This window comes from Pseudomonas lalkuanensis (genome assembly GCF_008807375.1).
In the GTDB taxonomy this organism is placed as follows: domain Bacteria; phylum Pseudomonadota; class Gammaproteobacteria; order Pseudomonadales; family Pseudomonadaceae; genus Metapseudomonas; species Metapseudomonas lalkuanensis.
In genome coordinates this window covers 1,587,847-1,610,261 of sequence record NZ_CP043311.1, presented here as the reverse complement: position 1 = coordinate 1,610,261, position 22,415 = coordinate 1,587,847, and the positions used below count along the sequence as shown (strand labels likewise).

The window sequence follows — 22,415 nt, the reverse complement described above, 5'->3', positions numbered from 1 at the left end:
GATGGACTCGTTATGTTGTTCAAACGCTTCGAGCGCCTGATCGACGTTTTTCGCCAGGCGCCTGATGAAATGCCCCCGCGCAGCGTGGTGCGCTTCTACGTCTACTACCTGCGCCAGGTGTGGCCGGTGTTCAGCGCCCTGTTGCTGGTAGGACTGATCGTCGCGCTGTTCGAAGTGGCGCTGTTCAGCTTCCTCGGCCGCATCGTCGACCTGGCGCAAGCCACCCCCAGCGGCGAAGTCTTCCAGCGGCACGGCGCCGAGCTGCTGTGGATGGCGATCGTTGCACTGATCCTGCGACCGCTGTTCAACAGCCTGCACGACCTGCTGGTCCACCAGACCATCAACCCCAGCCTCACCAACCTGATCCGCTGGCAGAACCACCGCTATGTGCTCAAGCAAAGCCTGGGTTTCTTCCAGAACGACTTCGCCGGGCGCATCGCCCAGCGCATCATGCAGACCGGGAACTCGCTGCGCGATTCCGCAGTGCAGGCAGTGGACGCCCTCTGGCATGTGCTGATCTACGCCGTCAGCTCCCTGGTGCTGTTCGCCGAAGCGGACTGGCGCCTGATGCTGCCGCTGGCGGCCTGGATCGCCGGTTACCTCTTCGCGATCATCTACTTCGTCCCCAAGGTAAAGCAGCGTTCGGTGGAATCGTCCGATGCCCGCTCGAAACTGATGGGACGCATCGTCGACGGCTACACCAACATCACCACGCTCAAGCTCTTCGCGCACACCCGCCAGGAAGAGAATTACGCCCGCGAAGCCATCGACGAGCAGACCCACAAGACCCGGATGACCGCGCGGGTCATCACCGCCATGGACGCCACCATCACCACCATGGGAGGCCTGCTGATCGTCACCACCTGCGGCCTGGCGCTCTGGCTATGGAACCAGGGCCTGATCAGCGTCGGCGCCATTGCGCTGGCCACCGGCCTGGTGATCCGCATCATCAACATGTCCGGCTGGATCATGTGGGTAGTCACCGGCATCTTCGACAACATCGGCCAGGTCCAGGACGGCATGCAGACCATTTCGGTACCGCGCCAGGTCGTCGACCACCCGGACGCCCAGCCCCTGAAGGTGAACCGGGGCGAGGTGCGTTTCGAGCGCGTCAGCTTCCATTACGGCAAAGGCAGCGGCGTGATCGAGGGGCTCGACCTCGTCGTGCGCCCCGGCGAAAAGATCGGCCTGGTGGGGCCATCCGGCGCAGGCAAGTCGACCCTGGTCAACCTGCTGCTGCGGCTCTACGACCTGGAGGGCGGACGCATCCTGATCGATGGCCAGGACATCGCCCGAGTGACCCAGGAAAGCCTGCGCGCGCGGATCGGCATGGTCACCCAGGACACCTCGCTGCTGCACCGATCCATCCGCGACAACCTGCTGTACGGCCGCCCCGGCGCCAGCGACGCGGAACTCCTGGAGGCGGTGCGCAAGGCCCGTGCCAGCGAGTTCGTCCCTCTGCTCTCGGATGCCAGCGGGCGCCGCGGCTTCGACGCCCATGTCGGCGAGCGTGGGGTAAAGCTCTCCGGCGGCCAGCGCCAGCGCATCGCCATTGCCCGCGTACTGCTCAAGGACGCCCCCATCCTGATCCTGGATGAGGCGACGTCCGCGTTGGACTCGGAAGTGGAAGCGGCGATCCAGGAAAGCCTGGAGACCCTCATGCGTGGCAAGACGGTGATCGCCATCGCCCACCGCCTCTCCACCATCGCCCGCATGGATCGCCTGGTCGTGCTGGACAAGGGGAAGATCGTGGAGAGCGGCACCCACGGCGAACTGTTGGAGTACGGCGGCCTCTACGCACGCCTCTGGCAGCACCAGACAGGTGGTTTCGTCGGCGTGGAATGAGCCCAGGCCGCGTCCCTGCATCGACGCGGCTGATCTCCAATACAAGGCGCATTGATTTCAAGCCGGCGCCCCCGGCTGGTCATATGGAGTCCGTCTCCGGTTTCACCCGAAACCATAAACGGACCCAAGAGAGGATCAGCCCATGAAGATCGCATCCGCCGTCAGCGCCGTGCTCGCCAGCCTCGCCCCGAGCGTGTTCGCCCAGGAATACCAGCGGGATATCGGGGCCGGCATTCCGGCAGTCGACTACCACTACGGCATGGAACTGGACGTTCAGCGCGTCCTGTATCGCACCGACGCCAGCCAGCGCGCGGGCGTGGTTCCCGTCACCATGGTCTACGAAGACAGCCAGGGCGAACTGCACAAGGTCCGCTTCCTGGAATGGGGCAGCCACACCAGTAACAGCTGATCCGTACGGCACCGGACAGAAGGCCGGGCGCACCATGTGCCCCGACCTCGTGCCCTCGGATGTGGGGTACACCTTGCCCAGGTGAATTCACCAGATGAACGGTTTAGTCGGGGTGGAATTAATGCCCAGATGGACCAGAAGATAAAAAAATCACCACCTGCGACAAACGGTCGCAACACCTCAAGCTCGGGCGATTGCCGCTGGTTAAAAAACACCCAAACCGAGGATCGCCGAAGCGGGCGGTTGAACTAAAAACGCTCAGTGGGTCAGATGGAGTCCCTTGTAAGCGAAACCCAACAGAGGAATACAAGCCTTATGAAAATGGCCTCGGTTGTAAGCGCCCTGCTCTCTAGCCTCGCGCCCAGCGTATTCGCCCAGGATGGCATTCAGAACCAGAACCACGGTGCCGCTCTGCAGCCCGTGGACTATCACTACGGAATGGAAGTCGACATCCAGAAGGTGCTGCACCGCACCGACACCTCCCAGAAGACAGGCGTAGTCCCGGTCACCCTCGTCTACGAAGACAGCGAAGGCGAAGTACACAAGCTCCGCTTCCTCGAATGGGGCGGCACTACCGCTGACGGCACCCTCGTTAGCCATATCGACGTCTCCCCCGACAGCGGGACTGACGCCTCCCCTGACCCCACCCAGATCGGCTGATCAATCCCGCCGGTAGGGCAGCAGGCCGCGCGCTTCTTCTGCGTAGGCCAGCACCCCACCCCGCTCCTGCACCAGGAAGTCGTCCACCGCAGCCCGTAAGCCGGGATGGGACAGCCAGTGCCAGGAGCGGGTGATCACCGGCTCGAATCCCCGTATCAACTTGTGTTCGCCCTGGGCCCCGGCATCGAAACGCTTGAGTCCCGCTGCGATGGCCTGATCGATGCCCTGGTAGAAACAGGTTTCGAAATGCAGCCTGTCGAACTCCGCCAGACACCCCCAGTAACGCCCGTAAAGCGTGTCACCACCCTGTAGCGAAAACGCCATGGCCACCGGCCGGCCGTGCTGCAGCGCCAGTACCACGCGGATCGTCTCCGGCATCCGCTCGGCCAGCAGGCTGAAGAAGCTGCGGGTTAGATAGGGCGCCTGGCCACGCACCCGGTAGGTATTGGCGTAGCACGAATAGACGAAATCCCAGTCCGCCTCATCCAGTTCCTGGCCACCGCGCCACTGGAACTCGATCCCCTGCCCCGCCACCTGCTCACGTTCCTTGCGGATCTGCTTGCGCTTGCGCGAACTCAAGGCGTCGAGGAAATCCTGGAAATCCCGATAGCCGTGATTGCGCCAGTGGAATTGGCAGCCGAGGCGCTCCAGCCAGCCTTCGCGGTTACGCAAATGGTGGTCGGCGAAGGCATCGGTGAAATTGATGTGCAGCCCGGACAGGTCGTCGGCAGCAGCGTCGGCCACCGCCGCATCGAGCAGCTCGCTTGCCGCAGCATCATCAACCGCCAGCAACCGCGCGCCCCCTACCGGGGTGAAAGGCACGGCCGCCAACAGTTTGGGGTAGTAAGGAATGCCAGCACGTTGGCAAGCGTCGGCCCACGCCCAATCGAACACGTACTCGCCGTAGGAGTGACTTTTCAGGTAGGCGGGCATCGCGGCCTTTAGTTCGCCATTCGCCCCACGGAGCAGGTGATGGGCCGGATGCCAGCCACTGCGGCCACCCACGCTGCCGCTTTCTTCCAGGGTGGATAGAAAAGCATGACGCAGGAACGGCTGGTCGTCCGGCAGCAGGGTATCCCAGTGCTGCGGGTCGAGATCGTCTAGGCGGGATAGGGTCTGGATCGGCATTGCGCCAGTCTGGCGCGGGCCGGGAAGGAAGAAAAGCGGGAACAAAAAAATGGGCGACCGAAGTCGCCCGAGGTGCCTTGCGTGCCTGTAAACCCAGAGTGACTCAACGCGAATTGCGTTTGTGCGAGTCTTTCCAGATGAAGTAACCAACACCGGCGAAGAAAGCGACCATGAGACCGACGGTGCCTATACCGGCGAGAACGACTGTATCGATGAACATGATCTGCCTCCTGCGTTGTGGCGTTGTTGCTTCGATGGGTTCAAGTTACCCGCACGGCAGGAGTGGAAAATTGATCTGGATCAACAGGTTCCGGGCACCTGCGAGCAGGCAGGCGGGACACTGACCCAAGTCAATTTTTGGGGATGTGCGACAACGGAAAGGATGGGAACGGCCGTTTTGTGGGAGCGAATTCATTCGCGAATGAATTCGCTCCCACAAAAAAGAAGTGGTGAGGATCTGGGGAAGGTCGCACTGAACTCAGCGCTTCTTCGGCTTCTTGCCTTTTTTGCCCTTGGACAGGGGCATGGCTTGCTCGAAGGCCTTGCGCATGTCGTTCAGGCGCTTCTCGTGGACGTCATGGATGCGCTTGTCGCGCTCGGCGCCGAAGTCGATCAGGTTGTCGTCGTTGCTCATCAGCGAATCCAGCGGAATGTGAGGTTGAGCCGGGGGGCGCAAGGGGTACGTGTCTTCGCCACCTGGTGCTGCCAATGATGCTGCGTCGGCCCGCTCATGACCAGTAGCGCACCATGCCCGAGTTCCAGGGAATGCTCGATGCGGCTGCCGCCCTTGCGCCGCAGGTCGAAGCGACGGGTGCCACCCAGATTCAGCGAGGCCACCAGCGGATTGCGCCCCAGTTCGGGCTCGTCGTCGCTGTGCCAGCCCATGGAATCCTGGCCGTCGCGGTAGTAATTGAGCAGCACGCCATTGAGGGGTTGACCTGTCGCGCCCACCAGCCGCGCGCGGATTTCCGCCAGCAATGGCGTCCAGGGCAAGGGTTGGTGGGTCAGACCGGAATAGCGGTAGCTGGCCTCGGGATCGCCGTACCAGGCCACCAGGCGTGGCACCGGGTAATAGCGGCCGTGCAGATTGACCTCAGGCTGTTCCCATGGCGTTTCGGCGACCAGCCGCGCGAGCCAGTCACTGGCCTCGTCCCTCGACAGGAAGTGCGGCTCGTAACGCAGCTCGGCATCGGGCAGTTGGAGGGGAATATCGTCGAACAGGTCCACCGGCATCGGCTTCAGGGGAAGAGATGACTCATTCTGCGCGCGTCAGACTTCCACATCCACCCACAGGCCCTGGCGCGGCAGTTCCTCCAGCACCGACTGGTCTTCCTCAGCCACCTCTCCCGTCGCGAGTTCCTGCGGTGTATAGCCACGTCGCTGGCGGCGGCGCTGCTCTTCTCGCAACAGTTCCTCAGCCTCCTGGGGATGGCGCTTGTCCAGGCCCACGGCGCTCTCCTGCGCGCTCTCCTGCATCGGCGTGACTGGCGGAATGTCCGGGCGCGGCTTGACCACGTCCTGTTGGGCCGTGACCGGGACCAGGCTCTGCGGAATGGGTGGCAGCATGATGACGCCCTCCTTTGGTCAGTCTGTCGGCCGTCGTCGGCGCTTCTTTACCGGCGCTCGCTACACTTTTGCGGACATACGGCCCGTATCCGGCGTCGCCCTGCGCCCTTGGTTCCGTTAACATACGCGGCTTTTTTCATCTCAGGGAGACAGGCATGGCGCAGCAGTATCAACCGGGGCAACGCTGGATCAGTGACAGCGAAGCGGAGCTGGGGCTCGGGACCATCCTGACGTCGGATGGCCGCCTGCTCACCGTGCTCTACCCGGCCACTGGCGACACCCGCCAGTACGCGCTGCGCAATGCTCCCCTGACCCGCGTGCGCTTCGCCCCCGGCGACGAGATCACCCACTTCGATGGCTGGAAACTCAACGTCCAGGAAGTCGAGGATGTCGATGGCCTGCTCATCTATCACGGCATCACTGCCCAGAACGAGCGCCGCATCCTCCCGGAAACCCAGCTGAACAACTTCATCCAGTTCCGCCTGGCCAACGATCGCCTCTTCGCCGGCCAGATCGACCCGCACAAGTGGTTCGCCCTGCGCTACCACACCCTTGAGCACCGCTCGCGCCTGCTGCAGTCGTCCCTCTGGGGGCTCTCCGGCGCCCGCGCGCAGCCCATCGCGCACCAGCTGCACATCGCCCGTGAAGTGGCCGACCGCGTTGCGCCACGCGTTCTGCTGGCCGACGAAGTGGGCCTGGGCAAGACCATCGAGGCCGGCCTGGTCATCCACCGCCAGCTCATCTCCGGCCGCGCCAGCCGGGTGCTGATCCTGGTTCCGGAAAACCTCCAGCACCAGTGGCTGGTGGAAATGCGCCGCCGCTTCAACCTGCAGGTTGCCCTGTACGATGCCGAGCGCTTCGCCGAAAGCGATGCCAGCAACCCCTTCGAGGACACCCAGCTCGCCCTGGTCTCGCTGGAGTGGCTGAAGGAGAGCGAACGCGCCCAGGATGCCGCCTTCGCCGCCGGATGGGACCTGCTGGTGGTCGACGAAGCCCACCACCTGGTCTGGCACCCGGAACAGGCCAGCCCCGAGTACCGCCTGGTCGAGCAACTGGCTGAAGTCATCCCCGGTGTGCTGCTGCTCACCGCCACCCCGGAACAGCTGGGCCAGGAAAGCCACTTCGCGCGCCTGCGCCTGCTGGACCCCAACCGCTTCCATGACCTGGACGCCTTCCGCGCCGAAAGCGCCAACTACCGCCCCGTGGCCGAAGCCGTCCAGGAACTGCTGGACCAGGGCCGTCTGAGCGCCAAGGCCGAAGCCACCATCAAGGGCTTCCTCGGTGAAGAAGGTGAAAGCCTGCTCAAGGCCCTCGCCGAGGGTGACGCAGAAGCCTCGCCGCGCCTGGTACGCGAGCTGCTGGACCGCCACGGCACCGGCCGCGTGCTGTTCCGCAACACCCGTGCCGCCGTGCAGGGCTTCCCCGAGCGCCAGCTGCACCCCTACGCGCTGCCCAACCCGGTGGAGTACATGGAGCTGCCGATCGGCGAGCATCCCGACCTCTACCCGGAAGTCAGCTTCCAGGCGCAACACGACAGCGGCGACGAATCCGAGCGCTGGTGGCGCTTCGACCCGCGTGTCGAGTGGCTGATCGACACCCTGAAGATGCTGAAGAAGTTCAAGGTGCTGGTGATCTGCGCCCACGCGGAAACCGCCCTGGACCTGGAAGACGCCCTGCGCGTGCGCTCCGGCATTCCCGCCACCGTGTTCCACGAAGGCATGAGCATCCTCGAGCGCGACCGCGCAGCCGCCTACTTCGCGGACGAGGAATTCGGCGCCCAGGTGCTGATCTGCTCGGAAATCGGCTCCGAGGGCCGCAACTTCCAGTTCGCCCACCACCTGGTGCTGTTCGACCTGCCGGCCCACCCGGACCTGCTGGAACAGCGCATCGGCCGCCTCGACCGTATCGGCCAGAAGCACACCATCCAGCTGCACGTGCCTTACCTCGACAACAGCCCGCAAGAGCGTCTGTTCCAGTGGTACCACCAGGCGCTGAACGCCTTCCTCGCCACCTGCCCCACCGGCAACGCCATCCAGCATCAGTTCGGCCCGCGCCTGCTGCCCATGCTCGAAGGTGGCGACGACAAGGCCTGGGAGGCCCTGGTGAGTGAAGCCGAAGCCGAGCGCAAGCGCCTGGAAGGCGAAATGCACAATGGCCGTGACCGCCTGCTGGAACTCAACTCCGGTGGCGCTGGCGAGGGCGAGCGCCTGGTGGAAGACATCCTCGAAGTGGACGACCAGTTCGCCCTGCCTATCTATATGGAGTCCCTGTTCGAAGCCTTCGGCATCGACAGCGAAGACCACTCCGAGAACGCCCTGGTACTCAAACCCGGCGAGAAGATGCTCGACGCCGGCTTCCCCCTGGGCGACGACGAAGGCGTGACCGTCACCTACGACCGCAACCAGGCCCTGTCCCGCGAGGACATGCAATTCCTCACCTGGGAACACCCCATGGTGCAGGGTGGCATGGATCTGGTGCTCTCCGGCTCCATGGGCAACACCTCCGTGGCGCTGATCAAGAACAAGGCACTCAAGCCCGGCACCGTGTTGCTGGAACTGCTCTACGTCAGCGAAGCGGTAGCCCCGCGCTCCCTGCAGCTCAGCCGCTTCCTGCCGCCCAAGGCCCTACGCTGCCTGCTGGACGCCAACGGCAACGACCTGGCGGCGAAGGTGGCCTTCGACACCCTCAATGACCAACTGGAAAGCGTGCCGCGCGGCAGCGCCAACAAGTTCGTCCAGGCCCAGCGCGATGTGCTTGCGGCGCAGATCAACGCAGGCGAAGCCAAGATCGCCCCGCGCCACGCCGAACGTGTGGCCGAAGCCCAACGTCGACTGAAGGCCGAGCTGGACGAAGAACTGGCCCGCCTCACCGCCCTCCAGGCGGTGAACCCGACCGTGCGCGACAGCGAGTTGGAAGCCATTCGTCATCAGCGTGACGAAGGCCTGCAGCTGCTGGACAAGGCGGCCCTGCGCCTGGAGTCGATCCGAGTGCTGGTGGCGGGCTGATCAGCATCGGCCTCGATTGATGGGTTTCGCAAGCTCAACCCATCCTACAAACCAGGACCGCAGGATGGGTCGGGCGGCATTCCTCGAGCAAAGCGATACCCATCACCCAGAAAGAAGGCCCGCACATGCGGGCCTTCTTTCATTGCGGTTTACCGTCAGGCCATTGCCGCCGCCAGGCCCTGGCGCATGTTCGCCGCATCGCGCACGAAGCAACGAGCGGCCTGGAACAGCGCCAGCATGGTCAAGGTGAGCGCCGCCGGCACCAAGTACATGGCGTTGTGCAGGCCTACAGCCTTGAAGGTTTCGTTCATTTCGCCGGCACCGGCCGCCAGCATCGCCACCTGGGAATAGTGGTCCGACAGCAAGCCCACCACGACCGGGCCGAGACCGCCGCCGAGCAGATAGAGGCCGGCGAAGTACAGCGCCATTGCAGTGGCGCGAAGGCGCGGCTCCACCACGTCCTGGATGGCGGTGTAGACGCAGGTGTAGAAGTTGTAGGCGAACAGCCAGCCCAGGCTGAACACACCGACGAACAGGCCGACCTCGATGCGTCCCGCCATCAGCGCGTAAGCGGTGCAGACAGCCGCAACCGCCATGCTGAAGGCGGCCAGCAGCAAGCGGCCACGCTCGGACTTCTGGTGCACCTTGTCCGCCACCCAGCCCCCCAGGGTCAGCCCCACGAGGCCGGTGAGACCGGTGATGATCCCGGTGGAGATGGCCGCCTGCTCCAGGGGCATCAGGAAATAGCGCTGCAGCATCGGCACCATGAAGGAGTTGGTGGCGTAGGTGGCGAAGTTGTAGGTCAGGCCGGCGACGGTCAGCCACCAGAAGGTGCGGATCGCCAGCACCCGGCGCAGCGGCTTGTCCACCGGGGTTGCGCTGGAAACCTTCACCACCTCGGCAGCACCGCGAGCCGGTTCCTTGATGAAGAACATGAAGATGGCCAGGATCAGCCCCGGTACGGCGGCAATGAAGAACGGCGCGCGCCAGCTGTCGAATGCCTTGACCATGGCGCCGATGGTGAAGAAGGCCAGTACCAGCCCCAGCGGCAGGCCGAGCATGAAAATACCCATGGCGCGGGCGCGCTTGTGGGCGGGAAAGAGGTCACCGATCAGCGAGTTGGCCGCCGGCGCGTAGCTGGCCTCGCCAATGCCCACGCCCATGCGCACCAGGAGGAAGCTCCAGAAGTTCCAGGCCAGGCCGTTCACCGCCGTCAGCCCGCTCCAGACTGCCAGGCCCCAACCCATGATCTTCCTGCGCGCGCCGGTATCGGCCATGCGTCCCAACGGTACGCCGGCGATGGCATAGACCAGGGTGAAGGCGGTGCCGATCAGGCCCAGCTGGAAGTCGGAGAGGCTCCACTCGTGACGAACCGGCTCGATGATGATGGCCGGAATGGTCCGATCGAAGAAGTTGAACAGGTTCGCCAGGAAAAGCAGGAAGAGCACGCGCCAGGCATTGGCCGCTTGAGGAGATTGCTGCATGTGTCGGTCTCGTTGTTGTTGTCAGGCGCCCGGGTAACCGCAAGCCGGGGTCGATGCAGCAATCTAGAGCCTCCTGCTGACAACTGTCTGCGAAAATTCGTGTGATTTATGTAACCCGATGCTGCGGTGACGGGAACCCTCCCCTGCCGGCCATCCCCTGTCGATGACCGTTCAGCGCCCGGGTACTTTCGTACAAGGAAGACCCCCTACGCTGAATAGACTGACGGCACTGTGCCAGCAACTCTCTTCCGCGAACTCGAACCGCCTGCAGGAGAATTTCCCTATGGACTGGCTGGGGCTGCGATTCGGTACTGAACTTCCCGCGGACGGCCAGATTCTGCTGGCTTGCAGCCATAACAGCTGGCTGGTGCTGCTGGCCTTCCTGGTGGCTTCGGTAGCCGGCTACTGCGCCTTCGACATGGCCGAGAGAGTGGCCCATGCGCAACTGCCGGAGACCCGGCGACGCTGGAGCTGGCTCGGCGCCTGTTGCCTGGGCGGAGGAATCTGGGCGATGCACTTCATCGCCATGCTGGCCTTCGAGGCGCCGATCGGCATCGACTACGACATCCCCACCACCACCCTTTCCCTGGTGATCGTGGTTGCCGCCTCGCTGGTGGGCATGTACACCCTCGGGAGATCCCGACTCGCCCCCCGGCACTACGTGGCCGCGGCCCTCGCCGTCGGCCTCGGTATCGTCCTGATGCACTACTGCGGCATGGCCGCCATCCGCTCCGCGGCCACCCAGTACTACCACCCTGGCATGGTCGCGGTCTCGGTGGTCGTCGCCATCGCCGCCAGCCTGGCCGCCATGCTCCTTTCCACCTTTTTCCGCGAGCACGGCGAAGGTCATCAGCTGCTGAAGATTCCCGCCAGCCTGGCCATGGGCGCCGCCATCTGCAGCATGCATTTCACCGGCATGCTGGCCCTGCAACTGGTGGTGCCGCCCGGCACCGAACTGCAGCTCGAGCGCGCCGACAATGCCGTGCAACTGGGCTCCAGCCTGGCGGTGATCGTCGGCATGGTGCTGCTGTTCGCCCTGGGCGTGGCCTGGGCCGACAAGAAGCTGCAACGCAAGGAGCTTGACCTGCAGCACGTCAGCAACCTGCTGCGGGAGCTGGAACAGGTGAAGGTGAAGCTGCAGAACGTCGCCCACTACGACGCCCTGACCAACCTGCCCAATCGCCGTGCCTTCAATGAGTTCTTCGCAGAAAAGCTGAACGTCCACGCCCAGTTCAAGCAGTCGCTGGCGGTGATGTTCCTGGACGTGGACCACTTCAAGCGCATCAACGACAGCCTGGGCCACGATGCCGGTGACGAATTGCTCAAGGTGGTGGCTGAGCGGGTACGCAGCGTACTGCGCCGCGACGACGTGATTGCGCGCCTGGGAGGCGACGAATTCTGCGTGCTCGCCAGCCTGGGCAACCTGACCGAAGCCAAGTCCCTGTCCCAGCGCATCATGCAGCGCATGAAAGAGCCCATCACGCTGGCTGGGCGCAACGTCACCATGACCACCAGCATCGGCATCAGCCTCTACCCCGACGATGGCGAAACCTGCGAGGAGCTGCTCAAGCATGCCGACCTGGCGCTCTACCAGGCCAAGAGCAGCGGACGCAACAACCTGCATTTCTTCAGTCGCCACCTGAAGAACAAGGCCACCTTCGAACTGCAACTGGAAGAAGAACTTCACCTGGCGCTTTCCAGGGACGAAGGGCTGTTCCTCAACTACCAACCCATCCTCGACCTGCACAGCGGCCAGGTGACCAAACTGGAAGCCCTGGTGCGCTGGCAGCACCCGCAACTGGGGCTGCTGTCGCCGGATCGTTTCATCGGCGTCGCCGAGGCCAACGGATTCATCGCCGACCTGGACGGCTGGGTGCTGCGCCAGGCCTGCCGCGATCTGGCGAGCCTCGCCGCCCTGGGCTTCCACGACCTGCGCGTGGCGGTGAACTGCTCGGCGCTGAACCTCAGCCGTGACGACCTGGTGGAGGAAGTGCAACGCGCCCTGACGGAAAACGGCATCCGCGCGCAACGACTGGAGCTGGAAGTCACCGAGAACGCCCTGATGAGCAACGTCAACCAGGCCCTGCACCTGCTGGAAGGCATCCGCGGCCTGGGTGTGAGCATCTCCATCGACGACTTCGGTACCGGTTATTCCTCCCTGGCCTACCTCAAGCGCCTGCCCCTGGACACCCTGAAGATCGACCGGTCATTCGTCATGGACATTCCCGGCAGCCACGCCGACATGGAGATCATCCAGGCCATCATCGGCATGGCCCACACCCTGCACCTGCAGGTGGTGGCCGAAGGCGTGGAGACCCGCGAGCAGTTGGACTTCCTGCGCAGCCACGGTTGCGACTACATCCAGGGCTACCTGCTCAGCCGTCCCCAGCCGCTGGTGGTCATCGAGGATTTCCTGCGCCACTCCCACGGGCTGGGCAGCAGCAATGTGAGGCCGCTGAGGCCGATAGACTCGAATCCCGCCTAGAGTCCCGGCCTCGCTCGGTCAGCCCGTTCAGGCCCGCGCCAGCTCACGCTGACGCAGGTATTCCAGCACCGCCGCCTGCTCCCCGGCGAACTCGATGCGCGACGCCTTGCTCTCGCGCTGGAAGGCGTACATGGGGTCGTAGTACTCCCGCAGCAGTCCTTCGATCCAGGCGCGATGCAGGTCCACCCTGCCGGTCGCCTCCTGCTCGGCCAGGGCCTGATCCATCAGGGCCGACATGCGCTGGTGACGCTCGCCGCCCAGGCGCTTGACGATGTTCGCCAGGCTCTGGCGCAGGCGCGCGGCGAAACGGGCAAAGCCGTGCTCGGCACCGTGGGTGTCGATGAACTCGGCACACAGGTCCACCACGTAGTCGCGCAGGATCCGCTCGACGCGGTCTTCGAAGCTGTCGTCGAGCCACACCAGCGGGTAGTCCTGCATGCCCTGGTAGAGCTCCAGTGGCACGGAGCAGCTGCCGACGATACGCCCCTCGTCTTCCAGCACGAACTGTTCATGGCCGGCGGCACGCTTCTTCAGGATGTCGATGGCGAGGCTGTTCTCGAAATCGATCTGCGCCGGCTGCGGTGTGGCGCGCTTGCCGAAGCTGGAACCGCGATGGTTGGCATGGCCTTCCAGGTCCAGGCTGTTGGCCAGCTGGGTGATCACGTCGGTCTTGCCGGTGCCGGTCAGGCCGCCCACCAGCACGAAGTCGCACTGCTCCACCGCCTGCTGGGTGGTTTCCAGGAGGAAGGTGCGCATCGCCTTGTAGCCGCCCTTCACGCGCGGGTACTCGATGCCGGCCTCGGTCTTCAACCATTGCTGGACCAGCTGCGAACGCAGGCCGCCACGGAAGCAGTAGAGATAGCCCTGGGGATTGGCGCGGGCGAAGGCGGCCCAGGCCTCTATACGCTCGGCCTTGGTTGCGCCGCTGACCAGCTGGTGACCCAGGGCGATGGCGGCTTCCTGGCCATGCTGCTTGTAGCAGGTGCCCACCTTCTGCCGCTCGATATCGTTCATCAGCGGCAGGTTGACCGTGTGCGGGAAGGCGCCTTTGATGAATTCCACAGGCGCGCGGGCATCCATCATCGGTACGTCGTTGAGGAAGATTTCGCGGTAGTTCGAGGTATCGGGACGCATCAGAACACCTCTACCGCGAGACTCTGTCGCTCGTGCAGCTGGCCGATCGGCGCCAGTTGCAGGCCAAGTTCCTCCGCCACGGCGAGGAACTCCGCTTCCCCTTCCGGCGTCACCGCCACCAGCAGGCCGCCGCTGGTTTGCGGATCGCAGAGCAGCAGCTTCTGCACCTCGGCCAGTGGCGCCAGCCGATGGCCGTAGCTGTCGAAATTGCGCAGGGTGCCGCCGGGCACGCAGCCCTGTTCCAGGTAATACTCGACACCGGGCAGGCTGGGCACCTTGGCGTAGTCGATGCGGGCCGTCAGTCCACTGCCGTCGGCCATTTCCACCAGGTGGCCGAGCAGGCCGAAGCCGGTGACGTCGGTCATGGCCCTGACCCCTGCCAGCTTGCCGAAGCGGCTGCCGGGCTTGTTGAGGGTGCACATCCAGTCGCGGGCCAGGCCCACGTCCGCCTCGCGCAGCTTGCCCTTCTTCTCCGCGGTGGTGAGGATGCCGATCCCCAGGGGTTTGGTCAGGTACAGCTTGCAGCCAGCGATGGCGGTGTCGTTGCGCTTCATGTTGCGCTTGTCCACCACGCCGGTGACGGCCAGGCCGAAGATCGGTTCCGGCGCGTCGATGGAGTGTCCGCCAGCCAGCGGAATGCCCGCCTCATCGCATACCGAGCGACCGCCGCGTACCACTTCGCGGGCCACTTCCGGCGGCAACAGGTTCACCGGCCAGCCGAGGATGGCAATGGCCATCAGCGGGTCGCCGCCCATGGCGTAGATGTCGCTGATGGCGTTGGTGGCCGCGATGCGGCCGAAATCATAGGGATCGTCGACGATCGGCATGAAGAAGTCGGTGGTGGACACCACGCCACGCTCATCGTCCAGCGCATAGACCGCCGCATCATCCTTGGAGGCGTTGCCTACCCAGAGCTTCGGGTCGAGGTTCTGGGCGCCGCTGCCGGCAAGGATCACTTCCAGCACCTTGGGGGAAATCTTGCAGCCGCAGCCAGCGCCATGGCTGTACTGGGTCAGGCGGATGGGGTCGGTCATCGTTCTCTCTCTGATCGGTTCGGTCAGGTCAATCGTGGGAGCGACTTCAGTCGCGAAGGGTTGCGCAGCAGCCCCGGAGGAACTCCTCGCGACCATCGGCCCGCATCGCGAATGAATTCGCTCCCATAGAAGCGCCTTGCCGTAATGGTATTCGTTGGTTCAGGCCAGCCTGGCCTTCCACTCCGGCAACCAGCCGAGGGTCTCGGCGGTAACACCGGTGGGCTTGTATTCGGCGCCCAGCCAGCCGGGGTAGTCGTCTTCCTGCAGCGCTCGCAGGGCCGGGCCGAAGTCGGTATTGCCGGTGCCCGGTTCGCCGCGGCCGGGGCAGTCGGCGAACTGTACATGGCCGATACGGCCGGCCAACAGGCGGATGCCCGCAGCCGCGTCCACGCCCTGGCGGGCCATATGATAGAGGTCGTACTGCGCGTGCAGGTTGGGGTGATCGACATCACGCAGCAACACGTCCAGTTGCTCCGGGGTGTTGATCAGGAAACCCGGCATATCCAGCGGGTTGATCGCCTCGCACACCACGCCGATGTGCAGCACGGCGAAGGCTTCGGCCGTCTTGCGCAGGTTGGCCGCGAGGCAGGCCAGCGCGCGGTCACGGCTGACGCCCTCGGCCTGGCGCCCGGCCAGCACGTTGACGAATCGCGGCCGGGTCATGGCGGCGTAGGCAAGTGCCTGCTCCAGGGCGTCGTCGAACTGCTCCTGGCGCTCCGGCACTGCGGCCAGTCCCGGGCCGCCTTCCATCAGGTCGCCGGCCGGCAGGTTGAACAGGATCAGCGGCAGGCCGGCCGCCTCCAGCACTTCCTTCATGCGGATCGCCGGCAACTCGTAGGGAAACTGCACCTCGACGCCGTCGAAACCGGCGACGCGGGCGGCGATGACACGCTCGATCAACGGGCGGTCAGTGAACAGCAGTGACAGGTTGGCGGCGATCTTCATCAGTGATTCTCCCGGAACATTTCCACCAGCGTAGCCGGATCACGCTCCAGATTGCCCTGACTGCCGTGCAGGCGCATCAGTTGCGCCGCCAGGCCGCTGAGCGGCGTGGCCGAGTCATGCTCGCGGGACAGGCGCACGGCGGTGTCCAGGTCCTTCAACAGGGTGCGAACGTGCCACTTGATGGGCTCGAAGCGGCTCTCGGCCATCTGCGGCCCGAGGATCTGCAGGGGCTTGGAGTCGGCGAAGCCACCGGCCAGGGCCTGGGCGATCAGGCTGGCGTCCACCCCGGCCTTTTCCGCCAGGGCCACCACCTCGGCGATCACCAGGGCATTGCAGGCCACGATCATCTGGTTGCACACCTTGGTCACCTGGCCGGCCCCCACCCCGCCCATGCGGGTCAGGCGCTGGCCCAGGTGGGCGAGGATCGGCCTTACCCGCTCCAAGTCGTCCTCATGACCGCCGGCCATGATCGCCAGGGTGCCGGCCTCGGCGCCGGGTGTGCCGCCGGATACCGGGGCATCCATCCAGCGCATGCCCGAGCGGGCTTCCAGTTCGGCCGCCATTTCGCGGGTGGCGGCCGGTTCCAGGCTGGAGAAATCCACCAGCAACTGGCCCGGTTTCGCGCCTTCGACTATGCCGCCCTCGCCGAACACCACCTTGCGCACCACCCGGGTATCTGCCAGGCAGAGCATGACGATATCCGCCTCGGCACAGAGTTCGGCCGGGGTCTTCACGTAGCGGGCACCCTGCTCCAGCAGCGGCGCGCATTTCTCCGGAGAGCGGTTCCAAACGGTCAGCGGAAAGCCCGCAGCCAGCAGGCGACGGGTCATCGGCAGGCCCATCAGGCCGATGCCGGCGAAGGCGAGGGAAGGCAGGGAATCGGTCATGCCAAGACTCCAGGCGATTGGCTAAACGCACATCTTAAACGCCTGCTCTGCAACTTGGAGCTTCCATGCGCTCAAGCGGCCACTATAATCCGCCAGCCTTTTCCGCTATTGAACCGGAGAATCCCATGTTCAAACGCTCTCTCGCCCTCGTGGCAGGTATCGCCCTGTCCGTTTCCGCTGTCGTGTCCCAGGCCGCCGAGGTCCTCAAGGTTTCGGCCATTCCCGATGAAGCCCCCACCGAACTGCTGCGCAAGTTCAAGCCGCTCGGCGCCTACCTCGAGCAGCAACTGGGCATGAAGGTCGAGTTCGTACCCGTGGCCGACTACGCCGCGGTGGTCGAATCCCTGGCGGCCGACCGCCTGGACATGGCCTGGCTCGGCGGCTTCACCTTCGTCCAGACTCGCCTGAAGACCGGCAACGCCATCCCGCTGGTGCAGCGTGAGCAGGACGAGAAGTTCACCAGCAAGTTCATCAGCGCCGACCCGGCGGTGAAGTCCCTGCAGGACCTCAAGGGCAAGACCTTCGCCTTCGGTTCGGTGTCCTCCACCTCCGGCAGCCTGATGCCACGCTACTTCATGCAGAAGGACGGCATCGTGCCCGAGCAGTTCTTCTCCCGCGTCGCCTACTCCGGCGCCCACGACGCCACCGTGGCCTGGGTCCAGGCCGGCAAGGTGGACGGCGGCGTGCTCAACGCCAGCGTCTGGCAGAAGCTGGTGGACGCCGGCAAGGTCGACACCGGCAAGGTGAAGGTTTTCGCCACCACCCCGACCTACTACGACTACAACTGGACCGTGCGTGGCACCCTCGACCCGGCCCTGGCCGAGAAGATCAAGCAGGCCTTCCTCTCCCTCGACCCGGCCAACCCGGAGCACAAGGCGATCCTCGACCTGCAGGCCGCCAGCCGCTTCATTCCGACCAAGCCCGAGAACTACCAGGGCATCGAGGAAGCCGCACGCTCGGCCGGCCTCTTGAAGTGAGCCTGTCGCTACATGGCGTGGACCTGGTCCACGCCAACGGCCAGCCGGCGCTCAAGGGCATCGACCTGAACGTCGGCAACGGCGAGCGCGTCGCCATCATCGGCCCCTCCGGTGCCGGCAAGACCAGCCTGCTGCGCCTGCTGGCCACCAGCCTCAAGCCCTCTGCCGGGCAGCTCCAGCTGCTCGGCGCTGCGCCCTGGTCACTCTCCGTGCGGGAACGCCAGCGACTGCGCGCGCGCATCGGCCTGGTCCACCAGGCCCCACCGCTTCCACCACGCCAGCGGGTGGTCACTGCCGTGCTGGCCGGCAAGCTCGGCCAGTGGTCCCTGGCCAGGGGTTTGCTCAGCCTGCTGCACCCGCTGGACGGAGCCGGCGCCCAGGCCGCGCTGGCCCGGCTCGATCTGGCCGAGAAACTCTTCGAGCGCTGCGACCAGCTCTCCGGCGGCCAATTGCAGCGGGTGGGCATCGCCCGCGTGCTCTACCAGACGCCGGACCTGATCCTCGCCGACGAACCGGTTTCCGCAATGGATCCGGTGCTGGCCGACCACACCCTCGGCGTGCTCTGCGCCGATGCCAGCCGCCGTGGTATTACCCTGCTGGCCAGCCTGCACGCGGTGGAGCTGGCCCTGGCGCACTTCCCGCGCATTGTCGGCGTACGGGATGGCCGTATCGCCTTCGATCGCCCCCGCGAGGCCGTGACTCAGGCCGATCTGGATAGCCTCTACGCCAACGAGCAATTGCGCGGCGATCTACCGTCCTCCCCGCCCGTGGCGCCGCCCGTACTGCATATTCCGCGATGCTGAAGTCTTCCCCTCGCGACCCCGCGGCGCTGCCCCGGCTGCTGCTCACCCTGCTGGCCCTGGCGCTGCTCTGGCCCGGCCTGGAACTGAGCGAGCTGAACCCCGCCGTCCTGCTGGATGAAGGCAACGCCCGCACCATGGGGCAGTTCCTCTCCGCCTTCTGGCCTCCGGAGCATGGCGAGGAATTCCTCCTGCTGTTGGGCCGGGCCACCCTGGAAACCCTGGCCATCGCTACCGCCGGCATGAGCCTTGCGCTGCTGATCGCCCTGCCCGCTTCGCTCTGGGCCAGCCGCGCACTGTCGCTGTCCGCGCTGGCCCGTGGCGGTCGCCCGGCCTGGTGGGCGCAGGCCCTGCGCTGGCCGGTGCGCGGGCTGCTGATTTTCCTGCGCAGCGTGCCGGAGATCGTCTGGGCGCTGCTGTTCGTTCGCGCCGTGGGCCTGGGCCCCACTGCCGGGGTTCTGGCCATCGCCATCACCTACAGCGGCATGCTCGGCAAGGTCTATGCGGAAATCTTCGAATCCGTCGACCCGCGCCCCACCCGTGCCCTGCTCGCCGCCGGCAGCCCGCGCCTGGCGGCCTTCGCCTACGGGGTGCTGCCCGTTGCCGCGGCGGAGATGATTTCCTACACGGTCTACCGCTGGGAGTGCGCGGTGCGCGCCTCGGTGGTGATGGGCTTCGTCGGCGCCGGCGGCCTGGGCCAGCAGATGGACCTGTCCATGCGCATGTTCGCCGGTGGCGAAGTGGCCAGCATGCTGCTGACCTTCCTCGCCCTGGTGTTGCTGGCCGACCAGCTCAGCCGCTTTCTGCGCGGGAGGTTCGCGTGAAGCCGGGCAATATCCTGGTGCTTCTCGCCCTGCTGGCGGCGGCGATCGGCTCCTTCGCGTGGCTGGGCATCGATCTCGGCGCCCTGGCCAGTGGCGATGCCCTGCAACAGATGGGCAGCTACGCGGTGCGTTTCCTCAAGCCTGACCTGTCTGCCCCGCACTTTGCGGCCATCGGCCGGGGCGCCCTGGAAACCCTCGCCATGTCGGCGCTGGGCACCCTGCTGGCGGCCTTGCTGGGGATGCTGCTCGCCATACCCGCCGCCGGCCGCTTCGGCAGTGCTGCCCAGGGTGGCGCGCGGCTGCTGCTCAACGCCCTGCGCGCCGTGCCGGAACTGGTCTGGGCGGCGTTGATGGTGCTGGCTGCGGGCCTCGGCCCGAACGCCGGCACGCTGGCCCTGGCCCTGCATACCGCAGGCGTGCTCGGCCGGCTGTTTGCCGAAGCCCTGGAAAACACCCCGGCGGAACCGGCCGAAGCCATCCGCCTGAACGGCGGCGGACGCATCAACGCCTTCTGCTACGGCACCCTGCCGGCAGTCTGGCCGCAACTGGTGGCCTACATGCTCTATCGCTGGGAGAACAACATCCGCATGGCCAGCGTACTGGGCTTCGTCGGTGCCGGCGGCCTCGGGCAGATGCTCTACATGAGCCTGTCCCTGTTCCAGGAAGCCCAGGCCGCCAGCGTGATCCTCGCCATGCTGGTACTCGTGTTGGGTGTGGATGCCTTGAGCGGCTGGATGCGCCAGCGCTGGGTCAGTGCATAGGCGGACGAAACTGTGGGGGCGATTTCAATCGCTTGGCAGTCCGAAGGGCTGCCCTCCGAAATACTCAGGGGCAGCGTTGCTGCCCTTTGCGAATGAATTCGCCCCCACAAGAAGAGCCCAAGCCGAATTGCCTGGGCAGGTGATCGGTCAGAGACCGTCCTTCTCCAGATGATCCAAGTTCACCGCCTCACCCGGCTCGGCACCGAGAATTCGGCGGATGTCTTCGAAGATTTTGTCGTATTCCTTGTGGTTGCGCATGATCAGCGTGGTGTTGGGGTGCAGCCCGTTTTTCACTGCCACCTTGGAAATCACCGCGGCGAAGTTGAACGCCGTATCGCGATGCATCTCGAACTCTTCCGAGAACTGCCTGCCGTCGATCTCACCCACCATGCGGAAGTGCAGCATGGTGCCTTCCTTCGCATTCGGACGTGCTTCGTAATAAAGGTCGATGGAGAATTTCTGCCCCGGCAATCCGGGCACGCTGGCCCGATGTACATGGCCTGGTTCGAACATGATGACGCTCCCTGTTGGTCAATAAATGAAGAAGGTGGATTGAGTCTAGCTCGCCACACCGGATTCGCCGGTTGCTCCTGATCAGTGCGCGATCAGGCGGCCGGCACACTTCTGGACGCCTTCCCTGGCCTCCATTCGGGCGCTCCGTCAGTGACGGGTAGGCGCCTCGTCCCGCTCCTGGATCAGTACCCAGGGCGCTACCACTACAGCCCAGAGTTTCGGGTCGCGCGCCAGCAGGTCCTGGGCACGATCTTCCTCGACCTTGCTCAGCTTGCCGGCGGCCAGCAGGGCCGAAATCCGCGCCTTGTCATCCTCGGCCACGGCCAGTGCCACGCCTACCAGGTCCTCGGCGCCTTCCACCCAGAGCAGCGCGCCACGGGCGAAGAAGGGCTGAAGCTCTTCCCAGGTGATGGCGGCGGTTTCGCCGAGCAGCTTGGCATAGAGGGTGCTAGCGTTATCGTTCATGGCTTGTTTTGTGTTGGTTGGTAACGAATGGATTTGGGGGGCGCAATGATAGCGTCGGTCAACATTCAGACAAGCCCAGCTTGACGCCGCCAACCACTCTCAAGGCACGCCGTATTTCTATACGTTTGTTTCGATTAAGCGACACAAGATCATTCCGCCATCAAAACCTGACTTTTCAAGCCGTAAATCAGCAATCTACACTGTTCCGGTACAGTTGCCGGGGGGGTGTTGGCGGGGTGCAATTCCCTGTCCCGTAGCTCCGGCAAACAGGACAACAACAACGAAAAACACAAGAGTGGAGCACTATGAACAAGGCTACCAAGCAGATTTCCAAACTGTTCGCCGCCATGGCTCTGGCCGGTGTCGCCAGCTACTCCGTAGCAGCCGACACCATCAAGATCGCCCTGGCAGGTCCGGTGACCGGTGCGGTTGCCCAGTACGGTGAGATGCAATTCATTGGCGCCAAGATGGCGATCGAGCAGATCAACAAGGCCGGCGGGGTGAACGGCGCTCAGCTCGAAGGCGTGGTGTATGACGACGCGTGCGATCCGAAACAGGCCGTCGCCGTAGCCAACAAGATCGTCAACGACGGTATTCACTACGTGGTTGGCCACCTCTGCTCCAGCTCCACCCAGCCTGCGTCCGACATCTACGAAGACGAAGGCGTCCTGATGATCACCGCGGCTTCCACCAGCCCGGACATCACCTCCCGCGGTTACCAGCTGGTATTCCGCACCATCGGCCTCGACAGCCTGCAGGGCCCGACCGCCGGCAACTTCATCGCTGACCACGTCAAGCCGAAGGCTGTTGCCGTCATCCACGACAAGCAGCAGTACGGCGAAGGCATCGCCACTGCCGTGAAGCAGACCCTGGAAGCCAAAGGCATCAAGGTTCCGCTGTTCGAAGGCATCAACGCCGGCGACAAGGACTTCTCCACCATCGTTGCCAAGCTGAAGCAGACCGGCGTGGACTTCGTCTACTACGGCGGCTACCACCCGGAACTGGGCCTGCTGCTGCGCCAGTCGGCTGAAAAAGGCCTGAAAGTCCGCTTCATGGGTCCGGAAGGCGTAGGCAACAAGGAACTGTCCGCCATCGCTGGCCCGGCTTCCGAAGGCCTGCTGGTAACCCTGCCGAAGTCCTTCGACCAGGATCCGAAGAACCAGGCCCTGGTAGACGCCTTCAAGGCCAAGAACGAAGACCCGAGCGGTCCGTTCGTGTTCCCGGCTTACGCCGCCGTGAAAGTCATCGCCGACGGCATCAAGAAAGCCGGCGAAGACGACACCGCCAAGGTCGCAGCTGCCCTGCGCGCCAACTCGTTCGACACCCCGACCGGTACCCTGGCCTTCGACGAGAAGGGCGATCTGAAGGACTTCAGCTTCGTGGTTTACGAGTGGCACAAGGACGGCACCAAGACCGAAGCTAAATAAGCTTCCCGCCTGAACGCAAAGCCCACTGCTTAGGCAGTGGGCTTTGTTTATCCGTGTTTTACGGGC

22 protein-coding genes are annotated in these 22,415 nt (G+C 64.7%); 10 read left to right on the top strand and 12 right to left on the bottom strand.

Annotation, left to right across the window (positions count from 1 at the left end; genetic code table 11):
- Positions 1–12: 12 nt before the first annotated feature.
- The 3 genes from FXN65_RS07685 to FXN65_RS07675 all read left to right on the top strand — a co-directional run bounded on the left by FXN65_RS07685 (position 13) and on the right by FXN65_RS07675 (position 2,914).
- A complete protein-coding gene (locus tag FXN65_RS07685) occupies positions 13–1,845 on the top strand; it encodes an ABC transporter ATP-binding protein (protein WP_151132493.1) in 1,833 nt (610 codons plus the stop codon).
- Between the two features lie 142 nt (positions 1,846–1,987).
- Positions 1,988–2,254 carry a DUF2790 domain-containing protein gene (locus FXN65_RS07680; protein ID WP_151132492.1) on the top strand — a complete coding sequence of 89 codons (267 nt, stop codon included), beginning with the start codon at positions 1,988–1,990 and terminating at the stop codon, positions 2,252–2,254.
- Positions 2,255–2,569: 315 nt separating this feature from the next.
- A complete protein-coding gene (locus FXN65_RS07675; RefSeq protein ID WP_151132491.1) occupies positions 2,570–2,914 on the top strand; it encodes a DUF2790 domain-containing protein in 345 nt (114 codons plus the stop codon).
- Here the strand turns inward: FXN65_RS07675 and FXN65_RS07670 are convergent, their stop codons facing one another.
- From FXN65_RS07670 to FXN65_RS07660, 5 genes are all read right to left on the bottom strand, one after another.
- Positions 2,915–4,042 carry a GNAT family N-acetyltransferase gene (locus tag FXN65_RS07670; RefSeq protein ID WP_151132490.1) on the bottom strand — a complete coding sequence of 376 codons (1,128 nt, stop codon included), beginning with the start codon at positions 4,040–4,042 and terminating at the stop codon, positions 2,915–2,917.
- Positions 4,043–4,145: 103 nt separating this feature from the next.
- Positions 4,146–4,262, bottom strand: coding sequence for a cytochrome c oxidase subunit CcoM (gene ccoM / locus FXN65_RS28400; RefSeq protein ID WP_280178739.1), 117 nt, complete (start codon positions 4,260–4,262; stop codon positions 4,146–4,148).
- 258 nt (positions 4,263–4,520) lie between these two features.
- Positions 4,521–4,676: a hypothetical protein gene (locus FXN65_RS27850; protein ID WP_178119283.1), complete on the bottom strand. Its 156-nt coding sequence runs from the start codon at positions 4,674–4,676 to the stop codon at positions 4,521–4,523.
- Positions 4,676–5,269 carry an alpha-ketoglutarate-dependent dioxygenase AlkB family protein gene (locus FXN65_RS07665; RefSeq protein WP_151132489.1) on the bottom strand — a complete coding sequence of 198 codons (594 nt, stop codon included), beginning with the start codon at positions 5,267–5,269 and terminating at the stop codon, positions 4,676–4,678. The genes FXN65_RS27850 and FXN65_RS07665 overlap by 1 nt, the downstream gene beginning before the upstream one ends.
- 42 nt (positions 5,270–5,311) lie before the next feature.
- A complete protein-coding gene (locus FXN65_RS07660) occupies positions 5,312–5,608 on the bottom strand; it encodes an aspartate-semialdehyde dehydrogenase (protein ID WP_151132488.1) in 297 nt (98 codons plus the stop codon).
- 155 nt (positions 5,609–5,763) lie between these two features.
- Here FXN65_RS07660 and rapA point away from each other — a divergent pair, with 155 nt between their 5' ends.
- Entirely contained in the window at positions 5,764–8,613 is a 2,850-nt protein-coding gene (gene rapA / locus FXN65_RS07655) for an RNA polymerase-associated protein RapA (RefSeq protein WP_151132487.1), read from the top strand.
- A 155-nt stretch (positions 8,614–8,768) separates the two neighbouring features.
- Here rapA and FXN65_RS07650 read toward each other — a convergent pair whose 3' ends face one another.
- Positions 8,769–10,097 (bottom strand): spinster family MFS transporter, encoded by a 1,329-nt coding sequence (locus FXN65_RS07650; protein ID WP_151132486.1) that lies wholly within the window; start codon positions 10,095–10,097, stop codon positions 8,769–8,771.
- A 283-nt stretch (positions 10,098–10,380) separates the two neighbouring features.
- On the opposite strand from FXN65_RS07650, the gene FXN65_RS07645 reads away from it, so the two are divergent.
- Positions 10,381–12,582 (top strand): putative bifunctional diguanylate cyclase/phosphodiesterase, encoded by a 2,202-nt coding sequence (locus FXN65_RS07645; RefSeq protein ID WP_151132485.1) that lies wholly within the window; start codon positions 10,381–10,383, stop codon positions 12,580–12,582.
- A 27-nt stretch (positions 12,583–12,609) separates the two neighbouring features.
- On the opposite strand, the gene mnmH is transcribed toward FXN65_RS07645, so the two are convergent.
- The 4 genes from mnmH to FXN65_RS07625 form a co-directional block, all read right to left on the bottom strand.
- Positions 12,610–13,716, bottom strand: a complete 1,107-nt coding sequence (gene mnmH / locus FXN65_RS07640; RefSeq protein ID WP_151132484.1) for a tRNA 2-selenouridine(34) synthase MnmH — start codon at positions 13,714–13,716, stop codon at positions 12,610–12,612.
- A complete protein-coding gene (gene selD / locus FXN65_RS07635) occupies positions 13,716–14,750 on the bottom strand; it encodes a selenide, water dikinase SelD (protein ID WP_151132483.1) in 1,035 nt (344 codons plus the stop codon). The genes mnmH and selD overlap by 1 nt, the downstream gene beginning before the upstream one ends.
- A gap of 159 nt (positions 14,751–14,909) precedes the next feature.
- Positions 14,910–15,695, bottom strand: coding sequence for a hydroxypyruvate isomerase family protein (locus FXN65_RS07630; protein ID WP_151132482.1), 786 nt, complete (start codon positions 15,693–15,695; stop codon positions 14,910–14,912).
- A complete protein-coding gene (locus tag FXN65_RS07625) occupies positions 15,695–16,582 on the bottom strand; it encodes an NAD(P)-dependent oxidoreductase (RefSeq protein ID WP_151132481.1) in 888 nt (295 codons plus the stop codon). Before FXN65_RS07625 ends, FXN65_RS07630 begins: the two co-directional genes overlap by 1 nt.
- 125 nt (positions 16,583–16,707) lie before the next feature.
- Here FXN65_RS07625 and FXN65_RS07620 point away from each other — a divergent pair, with 125 nt between their 5' ends.
- From FXN65_RS07620 to phnE, 4 genes are read left to right on the top strand one after another with little or no spacing between them, the layout of a single operon-like run.
- Complete coding sequence (locus tag FXN65_RS07620; protein ID WP_151132480.1) at positions 16,708–17,559, top strand: putative selenate ABC transporter substrate-binding protein; 852 nt, start codon at positions 16,708–16,710, stop codon at positions 17,557–17,559.
- Entirely contained in the window at positions 17,556–18,362 is an 807-nt protein-coding gene (locus FXN65_RS07615; protein ID WP_151132479.1) for a phosphonate ABC transporter ATP-binding protein, read from the top strand. Before FXN65_RS07620 ends, FXN65_RS07615 begins: the two co-directional genes overlap by 4 nt.
- Positions 18,356–19,183 (top strand): PhnE/PtxC family ABC transporter permease, encoded by an 828-nt coding sequence (locus FXN65_RS07610; protein WP_151132478.1) that lies wholly within the window; start codon positions 18,356–18,358, stop codon positions 19,181–19,183. Before FXN65_RS07615 ends, FXN65_RS07610 begins: the two co-directional genes overlap by 7 nt.
- Positions 19,180–19,944: a phosphonate ABC transporter, permease protein PhnE gene (gene phnE / locus FXN65_RS07605; protein ID WP_151132477.1), complete on the top strand. Its 765-nt coding sequence runs from the start codon at positions 19,180–19,182 to the stop codon at positions 19,942–19,944. Before FXN65_RS07610 ends, phnE begins: the two co-directional genes overlap by 4 nt.
- Before the next feature lie 147 nt (positions 19,945–20,091).
- On the opposite strand, the gene FXN65_RS07600 is transcribed toward phnE, so the two are convergent.
- Together FXN65_RS07600 and FXN65_RS07595 are read right to left on the bottom strand one after the other, a co-directional pair.
- Positions 20,092–20,457 carry a DUF5064 family protein gene (locus tag FXN65_RS07600; protein ID WP_151132476.1) on the bottom strand — a complete coding sequence of 122 codons (366 nt, stop codon included), beginning with the start codon at positions 20,455–20,457 and terminating at the stop codon, positions 20,092–20,094.
- Between the two features lie 147 nt (positions 20,458–20,604).
- Positions 20,605–20,922, bottom strand: coding sequence for a DUF2288 domain-containing protein (locus FXN65_RS07595; protein ID WP_151132475.1), 318 nt, complete (start codon positions 20,920–20,922; stop codon positions 20,605–20,607).
- A 305-nt stretch (positions 20,923–21,227) separates the two neighbouring features.
- Between FXN65_RS07595 and FXN65_RS07590 the strand changes: the two genes are divergently transcribed.
- Positions 21,228–22,349: a branched-chain amino acid ABC transporter substrate-binding protein gene (locus FXN65_RS07590; RefSeq protein ID WP_151132474.1), complete on the top strand. Its 1,122-nt coding sequence runs from the start codon at positions 21,228–21,230 to the stop codon at positions 22,347–22,349.
- Positions 22,350–22,415: the final 66 nt, after the last annotated feature.

Excerpts from the sequence above, each read along its gene's own strand:
- FXN65_RS07685 (WP_151132493.1), top strand. The coding sequence starts at position 13 with ATGTTGTTCAAACGCTTCGAGCGCCTGATCGACGTTTTTCGCCAGGCG.
- FXN65_RS07680 (WP_151132492.1), top strand. The coding sequence starts at position 1,988 with ATGAAGATCGCATCCGCCGTCAGCGCCGTGCTCGCCAGCCTCGCCCCG.
- FXN65_RS07675 (WP_151132491.1), top strand. The coding sequence starts at position 2,570 with ATGAAAATGGCCTCGGTTGTAAGCGCCCTGCTCTCTAGCCTCGCGCCC.
- FXN65_RS07670 (WP_151132490.1), bottom strand. The coding sequence starts at position 4,042 with ATGCCGATCCAGACCCTATCCCGCCTAGACGATCTCGACCCGCAGCAC.
- ccoM (WP_280178739.1), bottom strand. The coding sequence starts at position 4,262 with ATGTTCATCGATACAGTCGTTCTCGCCGGTATAGGCACCGTCGGTCTC.
- FXN65_RS27850 (WP_178119283.1), bottom strand. The coding sequence starts at position 4,676 with ATGAGCAACGACGACAACCTGATCGACTTCGGCGCCGAGCGCGACAAG.
- FXN65_RS07660 (WP_151132488.1), bottom strand. The coding sequence starts at position 5,608 with ATGCTGCCACCCATTCCGCAGAGCCTGGTCCCGGTCACGGCCCAACAG.
- rapA (WP_151132487.1), top strand. The coding sequence starts at position 5,764 with ATGGCGCAGCAGTATCAACCGGGGCAACGCTGGATCAGTGACAGCGAA.
- FXN65_RS07650 (WP_151132486.1), bottom strand. The coding sequence starts at position 10,097 with ATGCAGCAATCTCCTCAAGCGGCCAATGCCTGGCGCGTGCTCTTCCTG.
- FXN65_RS07645 (WP_151132485.1), top strand. The coding sequence starts at position 10,381 with ATGGACTGGCTGGGGCTGCGATTCGGTACTGAACTTCCCGCGGACGGC.
- mnmH (WP_151132484.1), bottom strand. The coding sequence starts at position 13,716 with ATGCGTCCCGATACCTCGAACTACCGCGAAATCTTCCTCAACGACGTA.
- selD (WP_151132483.1), bottom strand. The coding sequence starts at position 14,750 with ATGACCGACCCCATCCGCCTGACCCAGTACAGCCATGGCGCTGGCTGC.
- FXN65_RS07630 (WP_151132482.1), bottom strand. The coding sequence starts at position 15,695 with ATGAAGATCGCCGCCAACCTGTCACTGCTGTTCACTGACCGCCCGTTG.
- FXN65_RS07625 (WP_151132481.1), bottom strand. The coding sequence starts at position 16,582 with ATGACCGATTCCCTGCCTTCCCTCGCCTTCGCCGGCATCGGCCTGATG.
- FXN65_RS07620 (WP_151132480.1), top strand. The coding sequence starts at position 16,708 with ATGTTCAAACGCTCTCTCGCCCTCGTGGCAGGTATCGCCCTGTCCGTT.
- FXN65_RS07610 (WP_151132478.1), top strand. The coding sequence starts at position 18,356 with ATGCTGAAGTCTTCCCCTCGCGACCCCGCGGCGCTGCCCCGGCTGCTG.
- FXN65_RS07600 (WP_151132476.1), bottom strand. The coding sequence starts at position 20,457 with ATGTTCGAACCAGGCCATGTACATCGGGCCAGCGTGCCCGGATTGCCG.
- FXN65_RS07595 (WP_151132475.1), bottom strand. The coding sequence starts at position 20,922 with ATGAACGATAACGCTAGCACCCTCTATGCCAAGCTGCTCGGCGAAACC.
- FXN65_RS07590 (WP_151132474.1), top strand. The coding sequence starts at position 21,228 with ATGAACAAGGCTACCAAGCAGATTTCCAAACTGTTCGCCGCCATGGCT.